Below are 12043 nucleotides of genomic sequence, written 5' to 3'. Positions count from 1 at the left end.
CATAAACTCACACAGTTTCACATTTGCAGCCCATAATTTTTCGGGGTTGTCAGTTTCTCTCCTTACCCCACTTTATGCTCGGAGATCTTTGTTCTTGTGGGCGTGACTCGATTCTCCACTGAGGAGGGGAGATTCAGCATTTTTGGAGGTCATCTCACGTAACCTGGGACGCATGAGGCTCGACAATATAACCCGCCCCTTGCTGGCGTCCTTTTTCGCCGCGGTCGCGTGGAGCGTTTTAGGTGGGCTAATCTTGCCGGAGCCCAATCTCGCCTACGACGAAGGAATTGCGTCGTGGATCGTGTCCATGCTGGTCTCAGTAATGCTGGTCGGAGCAATAGCTGTTTTTGCCGGTGATCGTTCGTCGGTCCGGGGGATGACCAGCGCGCGGAGCATTGTCGCAGCAGCTACCGGCGCAGGAATTGCTGCGCTTGGCGATTTGGCATTCCTATTTCTCACCACGCCGCCCGATGGCCAGGACGGCCTGGTCGTCGCCTATGTCGTGTTCTTCTACATCCCGCTACTATTTATCGGCGGATGGGCCGCCAGTGCCACGATTAAACGGGTGTGTAGGTGGCGCCGGAAAGCGAAGAAAGAAAGAGAGACCTAGCTGGCGGCCGTGAGCTAGGCCTCTAAATTTGGAGTCGCCAGCGCCTGGTGCGTCCGGTTAAGGCCGACCATTGCAACCTGCCGGGTGCGGAGGGCGTTTTTTCGGGGGGGGCAGAGGCAGTTGTCGACACCTTCATCGGACGTGAATCGGAATCGACAAACCGCCTAGCCCCAAGTGGGCGGATTCTTAGAACAGGCCAGTCGGGTTCTCGTCGTAAGAGACGAGCATGCACTTGGTCTCCTGGTAGTGCTCGAGCATCATCAAGTGATTCTCGCGGCCGATACCGGACTGCTTGTAACCGCCGAAGGCTGCGTGAGCAGGGTAGCTGTGGTAGTTATTCACCCACACACGGCCAGCCTGGATGCCGCGGGCAGCGCGGTAGGCGTTATTCTGGTTGCGGCTCCACACGCCGGCGCCAAGACCGTAGATAGTGTCGTTGGCAATCTCGAGAGCCTCATCCAGAGTCTTGAAGGTTGTCACGGCCAGGACCGGGCCGAAAATCTCCTCGCGGAAGAAACGCATCGAGTTGTTGCCCCTAAAGATTGTCGGCTCGACGTAGTAGCCTCCCTCCAGCCCTTCGAGCTTGGCGACGTTGCCGCCGGTGAGAACCTCCGCGCCCTCCTTCGGCCCGGACTCCAAGTAGCCGGAGATTTTGTCCAGCTGCTCCTGGGAGGCCTGGGCGCCCATCTGTACCGACGTATCCAGCGGGTTGCCGGTCTTAATCTGCTTAACGCGCTCGACCGCGAGCTTCAGGAACTCATCAGCGATGTCTTCGTGGACCAGGGCTCGCGACGGGCAGGTGCAGACCTCGCCCTGGTTCAACGCGAACATGGCCAGGCCCTCAATGCACTTCTCGCGGAACGCATCGTCGGCGTCCATGACGTCGGGGAAGAAGATGGACGGGGACTTGCCGCCGAGCTCCAGCGTGATCGGAATAATCTTGTCGGACACTGCCTTGTTGATTAGCTGGCCCACGGCAGTCGATCCGGTGAACGCAATTTTGGAGATCCGGTCGCTTGCGGTCAGCGCAGCACCGGCCTCGGTGCCGAGGCCATTGACGATGTTGAGAACGCCGTCCGGAAGCAAATCGGCGATAATCTCGGTGAGCATGAGAATCGACGCGGGGGTCTGCTCTGCTGGCTTGAGCACGATGCAGTTGCCGGCGGCGAGGGCCGGGGCGATCTTCCATGCGGCCATCAGGAGGGGGAAGTTCCACGGGATAATCTGGCCGACGACGCCGAGTGGCTCGTGGAAGTGGTAGGCGACCGTGTTGTCGTCAATCTGTGAGATGCGCCCCTCCTGCGTGCGGGTGGCCCCGGCGAAGTAGCGGAAGTGGTCGATTGCGAGCGGGATGTCAGCGGCGAGGGTCTCGCGAATGGCCTTGCCGTTCTCCCAGGTCTCGGCGACGGCAATCTTCTCAAGGTTTTCCTCCAGACGGTCCGCGATGCGGTGGAGGATCAGCGCCCGCTCGGCCGCAGGAACCGAGGCCCAGGAGTCCTTCGCCTTGTGCGCGGCGTCGAGAGCGAGCTCAATGTCTTTCTCGTTAGACCGCGGAACCCGGCAGAAAACCTCGCCCGTAACCGGGGTGGAGTTGTCCATGTATTGCCCGTCTACTGGAGGTGTCCACTTACCATCGATGAAATTTTCGTACTGCTCCTTGTACGTGAAGATTGCATCGGGGGTGCCGGGGTTGGCGTAAACAGTCATGTAGACACGTCCTTTCTATAGGGAAACAACAAACGTATGAGCCAACTTTAAATTGTGACTCGTGTCATAATCAACACTTATTTTTTCATCGCTTTTGCGAGAGATGCGATTGCTGCCGACCCTAAATCTGCCCCGACGTCGCCGTGAGAAATTCCAAAATTGCCCGCACACGGCGGTTTTCCTCGCCGGGCTCCAGATGCAGCTTCATAAAGATGTTGGACACGTGTTTCGCCACCGCCGCCCCGGAAAGCACGAGGTCATCGGCAATCTGCTTATTGGACTTGCCGCGTGCCATCAGCTCGAGCACTTCGCGTTCGCGCGCCGTTAAACTGGCTAGCCCCGATTTGCCGGACTGCATCAATGCCGTCGCCACATCAGGGTCAATCACCACGCCACCACCTGCGACGACTTCGAGCGAACCCAAGAAGTCCAGCACCTGGCCGACACGGTCTTTGAGCAGATACCCGGTCCCGCCACTTGAGCTGCTGCCACTCGAGCCGACCCCAGTACCAACCCCAGCGCTACCTCCAGCACCGCTCGACGAGAACAACTCGCGCGCATACGCCGGCGCCACATACTGCGACAGCACCATCACATTCAGCTGCGGATAGCGCTCGCGCAACTCGACCGCCGCCCGCAGGCCGTCATCGCTCATCTTTGGAGGCATGCGCACATCGGTTATCACTAAATCTGGCAGCTCGCCCGTGTCATCAAAACGGTCATCGATGTCCGCTACCAGGCCGTGGGCAGTGTCGACCATCGCAATCACTTCATGTCCACGCTTTTCGACGAGCCCCGCGACCCCCTCCCGCAGGAGTGCCGAGTCATCCGCAATGACAATTTTCATTTCTTCTCCGCACCTTTCATTTCCACGTCTTCCATTTCCATGCCTTCCATTTCTCCAATGCCCGATTCCCAGCGGTTCAACATCAAAGGAATTCTGGCTATTACCTGCGTTGGACCGCCTTCGGGAGAGTGCATGGTCATCGCACCGTCGAAAGTGGCTAGACGCTCTTTCATACCCCGCAAACCGCGCCCCAATTTTGCGCCGCCAGGGCCTTGGTCCGTAATTGAAATATTCAGTGTTTGATCCGAGGTGAGCAGCACAGAAACAGGAGCGTTCGGTGCATATTTCGCCGCATTAGTCAGCACTTCTGCACAGAAAAAATACGCCGCGGCGAGCACACTTTCTTCCAATTCAGGCAGGGGATAGGGAGTGTGCACAACAACGTGAGGGCCGTATCCTTCAGCAATCTCTTCAACAGCCGCTTGCAGACCGCGATCGCGCAACACCTGCGGGTGAATTCCGTGGACTGTCCGCCGCAAAGCGCGTAATCCATCCTCCAAATGGCCGCGAGTTTCCGCGAGGAGCTGCATTAATTCCTCATTGCCAGTATTGGATGCCTCCAATTCTGCAAGTCCCAATTTCATTGAAGCTGCAACAATGTATTGCTGAGCTCCGTCGTGGAGGTCATTTTCAATGCGGCGACGTTCAATCTCGAAGGCTTCGGCAATTGTTCGTCGTGAAGCGGTAAGTTCGGCGATGCGAGCGGCGGCGGATTCCTCGTAGCTGCGTTTATGCGCTTTTTCGCGGCGGTTCGCGCCGATATATTTGCGGAAATAATCCTTCAGCTCCATAGTTTCCTATGGTACGAAAGCTCTGTCTACGGAGGAATTAATTTCCGGCATAGTAGACCTAGCACTACCGCAAAAGGAAAGTGGGCACGGTGTTGAAATCGCCTCCGTGCGAGTGAAATGAGTGCCATGACAGACAACAACAGCCCAAGAAACGCACGACTTTGTATTCGTGACATCACTAAGTCCTACAATTCAGCTCCCGTTCTCACCGGCATTTCGCTGACCATTGAGCCCGGCGAAACCGTGGCAGTCATGGGACCGTCAGGTTCTGGTAAGTCCACGCTGCTGCACTGCATGTCCGGCGTGTTGCTGCCGGACGACGGCGACGTCATCTTCGGTGACACAAAGATTAATTCGCTTTCTGATGCCGACCGCTCCGCCCTCCGCCTGCACGACTTCGGCTTCGTCTTCCAAGACGGCCAACTCCTCCCCGAACTGACCGCCCGGGAAAACGTTGCTCTGCCAATGATTCTGCAGGGCAAGAAGCGCTCGAAGTCACTCGCGCTTGCCGACGATGTCCTCAGCCGCCTGGGCCTAGAAGACCTAACGCGCCGTCGCCCAGGACAGATGTCCGGCGGCCAAGCACAGCGTGTAGCAATTGCCCGCGCGATGGCCGGCGAGCCAGGTGTCATCTTCGCCGATGAGCCGACTGGCGCGCTGGACCAGTCCACAGGCCATGAGGTCATGCAGCAGCTCACCGCGTTGGTGGAGCAGACTGGCACGACATTGGTGATGGTCACGCACGATGTGAAGGTGGCCGACTGGTGTCGTCGACGTGTGGAGATCCGCGATGGCCTGATTCACGACGACCGCATGCTGGCAGGAGCGGAGGTTACAAAGTGAGCACCGTAACTGAAGCACCAAAACCCCAGAGAATTCCTACCGGCGCACTAGCGGACTTGAGCACGCGGCTGCAGCGCGCCGGGCGCGAATCGCACTCGGGAAACGGTTGGTTGTCCGCGCTGTCTGTGGTCGCTATGACTGTGAGCACCTGGTTGGCGCTGGTTGTCGTTGGCGGCACGGCGATGTTTTACCGCCGTTGGCAGGCTGAGCCAAAGCTGCCGCCGAACCCAACGCCCGAGGATTACATGAATCAAGGTCAGGGCGAGATGTACCTGCAGCTGGCACTCGTGGCCTGTGTGTTTGTGATTCCGGCAATGGTTTCGCTGGTGGCCCAGTCGGCGGTGCTTGGCGCTGCGGGGCGTGAGCAGAGGTTGGCAACTCTGCGCTTAATTGGTCTCTCCAACGGGGCAGTTACACGCATGGTAGTTATCGAAACCCTCGTCTTGGCAGCTGTTGGGCTTGTGGTGGGCACGTTGTTGTCGGTGGCCACTGCGCCATTCTGGGCGATAATCAAGTTCGACAATGACTACCTGGATACCTGGGACATGTTGCTGCCCTGGTGGGGCTACCCGCTGGTCTGGGTTGCCGTGGTGCTACTCGCACTCTTTGCCGCTGTGGTCGGTTTGCGAAGGGTGATGATTTCACCACTCGGCGTTAGCCGCAAGGAAGTGCCCAAGTCGATGAAGGCATGGCGCATGATTGTGGCCGTTGTTATCGGTGCGATCGTCCTGTACGTGATTGCCAACTCCAATATCGCGGGTGGAACCGTCACTGCCACGCTTGGTGTCGCAGCGATGATGTACCTGATGGTCTGGGCAATTGGCCTGGTGGCGCCTTTCTTTATCCAGCTTGTTGCCCGCATCTCCAGCTTCTTCGGTACTTCAAGTGATTTTGTGGCGACGCGACGAGTCGCGACTAACGCTAAGGAATCGTGGCGTCGAGTAAGTTCCATGGCCTTCCTGTCCCTGCTGCTTGGCTACACAATGATGGTGCCTGGCGAAGACAAGATTGAAGAGGTTGCAGATGTCACATTCGCGCACGATATTGCAACCGGTGTGACTATCACTTTCGTAATCGGTTTCGTTCTGCTGCTGGTGTCAACGCTTTTGACTCAGGCCTCAGCCGTCTATGAAGAGGCATCGCTGACAAAGGCGCTGGACTTCATCGGTACGCCAATCAACTTCCACCGCACGGTCACTTTCAAGCAGACATTCTTTCCCATGCTTGCGACCAGCATCTTCGGCTTTGTCATGGGTGCGCTGTTGGGAGCCACCATGTTCGGCCCGATTGCGAACGAAATCACGTTTGGTCAACGCTCCCTTGTAGTTGCGCTGGCGTACCTCGTGGGAGTTGTATCAGTTGGCGCTGTGACCTTGGCGGTTGATCCGCTTCGCCACAAGTTGCTGGGTCGCCAAATCCGTCACAACGACTAGTCACCATTGCAACGACTAGTTGCCATTAAAAGGGCAGTGGAGTGGCCGGGCAGTGGTGCTCGGTGCTCGGCCAGTTCCTTAGGGTTCAACTTGAGGATTAGAGCCTGTAACCAACTGTGGTTCATCTGATAACCAAGCATTCATCTCACAACCACGTAATTTCTACCTCTGACTTTTAGCCTGAGGGCATGCGTACCTACGTGCTTGATACCTCGGTCCTGCTGTCCGATCCCCACGCCACCAAGAAGTTCGATGAGCACCAAGTTGTGCTTCCGCTGGTCGTGGTGAGTGAGTTGGAGGCCAAGCGCCACCACCCAGAGCTGGGGTGGTTCGCCCGAGAAGCGCTCCGTTTCCTCGAAGAGCTGCGTTACCGCTACGGCCACCTGGACCGGCCTGTGCCCGCCAATGATCTTGGCGGGTTTATGCATATTGAGCTCAACCACTCCGATCCCTCCATCCTTCCCGCAGGCTTCCGCACCGCCGAAAACGATCACCGCATTCTCGCTTGCGCCCTTAATCTTCAGCACGATGGACATGATGTCGTGCTGGTCACCAAGGACATTCCGCTTCGCGTCAAGGCTGGTGCGGTCGGCTTGCCTGCCGACGATTACCGCGCCCAGGACGTCGTTCTGACTGGGTACTCGGGAATGGTGGAAGTAGACGTCGACCCGGAGGAAATTGATCGTCTCTTCGCCAATGGGTTCCTTGAGCTCGAGCAGATCCAGGATCAGCCGCTGCACTGCGGCGTGCAGCTCAGCGCTGGTAGCCAGTCTGCGCTGGCACGGGTGAGCGCCCCGGGCGTCGTCAAGCTTGTGCGGGGCGATACGGAGGCGTTTGGCCTGAAGGGGCGGTCGGCGGAGCAGCGTGTGGCGCTTGACCTGCTGTTGGATGACTCGGTGGGGATTGTGTCCCTCGGCGGCCGAGCCGGTACGGGTAAGTCGGCGCTTGCGCTGTGCGCGGGACTGGAGTCGGTGCTGGAGCGCGGACTGCATCGCCGGATTGTGGTGTTCCGTCCGCTCTACGCGGTAGGTGGTCAGAACCTTGGCTACCTGCCAGGTAGTGAGGACGAAAAGATGAACCCGTGGGCGCAGGCTGTTTACGACACCCTGGAGGGATTGGTTTCAGACAACGTGATGGATGAGATTGCCTCGCGCGACATGCTGGAGGTACTGCCACTGACACACATTCGCGGTCGTAGCCTGCATGACAGCTTCGTGATTGTCGATGAGGCACAGTCGCTGGAGCGCAACGTACTGCTGACGGTGCTGTCGCGTCTTGGTAGCAATTCCCGAGTCATCCTTACGCACGATGTGGCGCAGCGTGACAACCTGCGCGTCGGCCGCCATGACGGCGTGCAGGCGGTGATTGAAAAACTCAAGGGCAACGAGCTTTTTGCACACATCACGCTGAAGCGCTCGGAGCGCTCGAAGATTGCGGAGCTCGTTACGGGACTACTCGATTAAGAGTAAGCTTGTGAGGCAGATACGTAGGAGCTGTTCCTGCGGTTACTTTCACTCGGATCGTTCGGCACGTACCTGCCGATGAAAGGTTTGTATTCACATGGCTACTGTGACTTTTGCTGATGCCACTCGCATTTACCCTGGTGCGACGAAGCCTTCTGTGGACAAGTTCAACTTGGAAATTGCCGATGGCGAGTTCCTGGTTCTGGTGGGCCCCTCCGGTTGTGGTAAGTCCACAACACTGCGCATGCTTGCCGGTCTGGAAGAGGTCAATGAGGGCAAGATTTTCATTGGAGATCGTGATGTGACCAATGTCTCGCCCAAGGATCGCGATATTGCGATGGTCTTCCAGAACTACGCCCTGTACCCGCATATGACGGTGCGCGAGAACATGGGCTTCGCGCTCAAGATTGCTGGTGTGGACAAGGACGAGATTGACCGTCGTGTCGAAGAAGCTGCGAAGACCCTGGATCTAACTCAGTTCCTGGATCGTAAGCCTAAGGCTCTATCCGGTGGTCAGCGTCAGCGTGTGGCAATGGGGCGTGCGATTGTGCGCAAGCCGCAGGTGTTCCTGATGGACGAGCCGTTGTCGAACCTGGACGCGAAGCTGCGTGTTCAAACCCGTACTCAGATTGCGGCCATGCAGCGTCGGATGGGTGTGACCACCATGTATGTCACCCACGACCAGACTGAGGCGCTGACCATGGGCGACCGCATCGCGGTCATTAACTTCGGTGTTCTGCAGCAGGTCGGTACCCCGCGGGAACTCTACGAAACCCCGGCAAACGAATTCGTCGCGGGCTTCATTGGCTCGCCTGCGATGAACCTGGGCACGTTCAACGTCTCTAATGGTTACGCCACGTTGGGTGAGGCCAAGATTAAGCTGCCGGAAGCCACACTTGCTGCAATCGTGCCGGAGGATCAGAACCAGATTATCGTGGGCTTCCGTCCGGAGGCATTCGACCTGGTCGAGGGGCCGGGCGATGACGTCATTCCGGTGCAGGTTAACTTGGTCGAGGAATTGGGCTCCGATGCATTCATGTATGGCGATCTCGTCGGTGGCGGAGCATTGAGCTCCGGATCTTCCTCTAACCCGGACGAAGAGGAACACGGTCAGGTGGTTATTCGTACCGCCCCGCGCACCGCGCCGCAGTTGGGCTCGGTAGTTTACGGCAAGATTCGTCCGGGCATGCTGCACCTGTTCTCGAAGTCGACTGGTATGCGCCTTCCGGCCTAAACTCTTTCGTTTAGATGAAATGAGTAGCTGGTAGGGCAGTGGGACAGTAAGACAGTTTTAGGAGCCACCGTGTCGGAAACTATGAAAATAGCCGCGACAACGGTGGCTTCAAAGCTTTTGCGCCTTCCTTGGCATATACCTCTGGAACAGTGGCCAGACGATTTGTTGGCCGCCCTACCTCAGGGAATTTCGCGGCACATTGTTCGATTCGTCAACTTGGATGACCGCGTCATTGCAGTGAAAGAAATTGGTGAGTTCACTGCTCATCATGAGTATCGAATGCTGCGTGACCTGGTCAGGCTCGGTGCTCCATCGGTTCGCCCGCTCGCGGTCATTACTGGCCGCAAGGATCCAGATGGCGAACCGTTAACTGCGGCACTCGTCACAGAACATCTCGAGTATTCGCTGCCGTATCGTGCAGTTTTTTCTCAACAGGTCACCCGCGAAACTGTGGTCCGCCTGATTGACTCGCTGGTAGTCCTGCTAGTTCGGTTACATCTCCTTGGTTTTTACTGGGGCGACGTGTCGCTGTCGAACACGTTGTTTCGTCGTGACGCAGACGCTTTCTCCGCCTACCTTGTCGACGCGGAAACGGGAGATTTGCAAGGCACACTCTCAGATTCCCGCAGGCTTTACGACGTTGACGTTGCCCATACCAACATCATCGGAGAGCTCATGGATCTGCAGGCCGGCGGATTCCTCGATCCTGAGTTGGACGTAATTGCGGTGGGTAGGCGCATTATTGAGCGTTATGAGGACCTGTGGCAAGAGCTGACGGGGGAAGAATCTATTGGTGTTGAGGAGCCTTGGCTTGTCGATGAGCGGATTCGCAGGCTCAACGACCTCGGTTTCGATGTTGGCGAGCTGAAAGTCACCAGTGATGGTGGCCGCGTTGTGTTCCGACCACGAGTGGTTGACGCAGGGCATCACCATAGGCAGTTAATGCGACTGACGGGGTTGGATGTTCAAGAACGGCAAGCGAGGCGGATGCTCAATAGTATGCAGACCTTTCGGTTGGCGGAAGGTCTTGAAGGGGTTCCGCTAGAGCAGGTTGCGCACCGATGGCTGCGTGAAGTTTTCGAGGCCACAATCCTGGCTGTGCCCGAGGGGCTGCGTGGAAGGCTGCAGGATGCGCAGGTTTTCCACGAGGTCTTGGAGCATCGCTGGTACATGGCAGAAAAACGCCGTGCGGATGTGCCGCTTCAAGAAGCGGTGCAGAGCTACGTAGACCGAGTGTTGCCCGGGCATCGCGACGAGTCCGTATATCTTCCGGCGAGCGATGAGGTCGAGTAGCTCTCTAGAAGCAGACTGTCGAGCGTACGATTATTTCAAAAGTGACAAGTAAACGACTCGCCAGGATATTATAAAAATATACATTCACGCCAAACAGGGGTGCTTTTGGTGGTCGGGTGGTTGTCGGGTCTGCGTGTGATTGTCGCGGCCAGGTGCTTACTTTGGTGCCGGTAGGCGGCTCTGTTCAGCGAAAACAGCTCGAAAACAGCTCAAATTCTAGGTGTGCTTTCGAGAGCTTTTGCTATTTTTCTCCTTTGCATTTGTTCACAGCTGGCTGAAGGCCAACCTAAATTGGTTTTGGTCAAGTAAGATTTTGGTGAGACCGAATACCCGCGTGGGTGGCGTCGAAGTTCGCATGAAAGGCTACTTCTAGCCGCAGGGCGGGATAATCCAATTAGGCCACGGCTGCTGGCAAATATTCGTCCGAATTGCTCGGAGGATGCCATTGAAGTGGCCTTTCTTCTCAAGGGAGAAAATATAGTGAAGAACTTCAAGCGCCTTTCAGCTCTGTGTGCAGCAGGCCTGATGGCAACCGCTGGTTTGGTTGCGTGCTCGAGTGATGATGCGGTTGCAGATGGTGGTGTCTACTTCCTTAACTTCAAGCCGGAGCAGGATGCCGCATATCAGAAGATTGCGAAGGCATACACTGACAAGACTGGTGTCCAGGTCAAGGTCGTTACTGCTGCTTCGAATTCCTATGAGCAAACTCTGAAGGCCGAGATTGGTAAAAAGGACGCGCCAACACTGTTCCAAGTCAATGGTCCGGCGGGCCTGCGTACTTGGCAGGAATACATGGCAGACATGTCTGACACTGAGATCGCACAAAACCTCAACGAGGGCATCGAGCCGCTGAAGGGCGAGGACGGCAAGGTATACGGCGTCCCGTTTGCAGTCGAGGGGTTTGGCCTGATCTATAACGAAGAGATCATGGACAAGTACTTCGCGCTGCCCGATGCCAAGGCCAAGAGCATCGACGAGATTAAGGCCTTCGGAAAGCTGAAGGAAGTTGCTGAGGACATGCAGGCCAAGAAGGACAAGCTGGGGATTTCCGGCACCTTCGCTTCCACCTCGCTTGCATCCGGTGAGGATTGGCGCTGGCAGACACACTTGGCCAACGGACCGGTTCATTATGAATTCGAGGACCTTGGCACCAAGGAAACCGCTGATGTGAAGTTCAAGTACAACAAGGAGTTCAAGAACCTCTTTGATCTGTACCTGAATAACTCCACTGTCGAAAAGACTCTGGCCCCGTCGAAGGCTGTGTCCGACTCGATGGCGGAATTCGCCCAGGGCAAGGCCGCTATGGTTCAGAATGGCAACTGGGCATGGTCCCAGATCAACGATGTCTCCGGCAACGTGGTCAAGCAGGACAAGATTAAGTTCATGCCTATGTACATGGGCCTGAAGGACGAGGATAAGACCGGCATCTCGGTTGGTACTGAGAACTACCTGACGGTCAACTCCAAGGCTTCGGAGGCTTCCCAAAAGGCAACGAAGGACTTCGTCAATTGGCTGTTCAACACCGATGAGGGCAAGAAGTACGTCGTCGAGGATCTCGGATTCATCGCTCCGTTCCAGAACTTCACTGAAGCCGACACTCCGAATGACCCGCTGGCCAAGGAAGTGGCCGCAGCAATTGAGAACGAGGACCTGACCACCATCCCGTGGGACTTCCAGTACTTCCCGTCGCAGCAGTTCAAGGATGATTTTGGCGCAGCGCTGGCGCAGTACGCTTCCGGAAAGATGCCGTGGGACAAGGTTGTCGAGACTTTCGCCGACAGCTGGAATGCGGAATCTCCGAACAATTAAATACCAGCAAATC

Annotated in this window: 10 protein-coding genes; 7 read left to right on the top strand and 3 right to left on the bottom strand. The window is 56.8% G+C overall.

The window, feature by feature from the left end; all coding sequences use genetic code 11:
* The first annotated feature begins 172 nt into the window (after positions 1-172).
* Positions 173-610 (top strand): hypothetical protein, encoded by a 438-nt coding sequence (locus tag HMPREF3130_RS01250; RefSeq protein ID WP_049189609.1) that lies wholly within the window; start codon positions 173-175, stop codon positions 608-610.
* Positions 611-796: 186 nt separating this feature from the next.
* Here HMPREF3130_RS01250 and HMPREF3130_RS01245 read toward each other — a convergent pair whose 3' ends face one another.
* The 3 genes from HMPREF3130_RS01245 to HMPREF3130_RS01235 all read right to left on the bottom strand — a co-directional run bounded on the left by HMPREF3130_RS01245 (position 797) and on the right by HMPREF3130_RS01235 (position 3955).
* Positions 797-2317: an acetaldehyde dehydrogenase ExaC gene (locus HMPREF3130_RS01245; protein WP_049170136.1), complete on the bottom strand. Its 1521-nt coding sequence runs from the start codon at positions 2315-2317 to the stop codon at positions 797-799.
* Between the two features lie 121 nt (positions 2318-2438).
* Positions 2439-3164 (bottom strand): LuxR C-terminal-related transcriptional regulator, encoded by a 726-nt coding sequence (locus tag HMPREF3130_RS01240; RefSeq protein WP_005511017.1) that lies wholly within the window; start codon positions 3162-3164, stop codon positions 2439-2441.
* The gene (locus tag HMPREF3130_RS01235) at positions 3161-3955 is read right to left on the bottom strand and encodes a sensor histidine kinase (RefSeq protein ID WP_083276310.1); all 795 of its coding nucleotides are present in this window, start codon (positions 3953-3955) and stop codon (positions 3161-3163) included. Before HMPREF3130_RS01235 ends, HMPREF3130_RS01240 begins: the two co-directional genes overlap by 4 nt.
* A gap of 126 nt (positions 3956-4081) precedes the next feature.
* On the opposite strand from HMPREF3130_RS01235, the gene HMPREF3130_RS01230 reads away from it, so the two are divergent.
* The 6 genes from HMPREF3130_RS01230 to HMPREF3130_RS01205 all read left to right on the top strand — a co-directional run bounded on the left by HMPREF3130_RS01230 (position 4082) and on the right by HMPREF3130_RS01205 (position 12030).
* Complete coding sequence (locus HMPREF3130_RS01230) at positions 4082-4798, top strand: ABC transporter ATP-binding protein (protein WP_042389415.1); 717 nt, start codon at positions 4082-4084, stop codon at positions 4796-4798.
* Positions 4795-6231 carry an FtsX-like permease family protein gene (locus HMPREF3130_RS01225; protein WP_049189608.1) on the top strand — a complete coding sequence of 479 codons (1437 nt, stop codon included), beginning with the start codon at positions 4795-4797 and terminating at the stop codon, positions 6229-6231. Before HMPREF3130_RS01230 ends, HMPREF3130_RS01225 begins: the two co-directional genes overlap by 4 nt.
* Positions 6232-6419: 188 nt before the next feature.
* Positions 6420-7694: a PhoH family protein gene (locus HMPREF3130_RS01220; protein ID WP_042388806.1), complete on the top strand. Its 1275-nt coding sequence runs from the start codon at positions 6420-6422 to the stop codon at positions 7692-7694.
* Positions 7695-7791: 97 nt separating this feature from the next.
* Complete coding sequence (locus HMPREF3130_RS01215) at positions 7792-8928, top strand: ABC transporter ATP-binding protein (RefSeq protein ID WP_069359226.1); 1137 nt, start codon at positions 7792-7794, stop codon at positions 8926-8928.
* Between the two features lie 81 nt (positions 8929-9009).
* Positions 9010-10221, top strand: a complete 1212-nt coding sequence (locus HMPREF3130_RS01210) for a DUF4032 domain-containing protein (protein ID WP_172620277.1) — start codon at positions 9010-9012, stop codon at positions 10219-10221.
* A 480-nt stretch (positions 10222-10701) separates the two neighbouring features.
* The gene (locus HMPREF3130_RS01205) at positions 10702-12030 is read left to right on the top strand and encodes an ABC transporter substrate-binding protein (protein WP_042388805.1); all 1329 of its coding nucleotides are present in this window, start codon (positions 10702-10704) and stop codon (positions 12028-12030) included.
* Positions 12031-12043 lie beyond the last annotated feature (13 nt).

It is taken from the genome of Corynebacterium sp. HMSC14B06 (assembly GCF_001807075.1).
GTDB classification, from domain to species: Bacteria; Actinomycetota; Actinomycetes; order Mycobacteriales; family Mycobacteriaceae; genus Corynebacterium; species Corynebacterium jeikeium_D.
The sequence above is the reverse complement of the archived record's forward strand: the minus strand, read 5'-3'. Positions and strand labels throughout refer to the sequence as shown.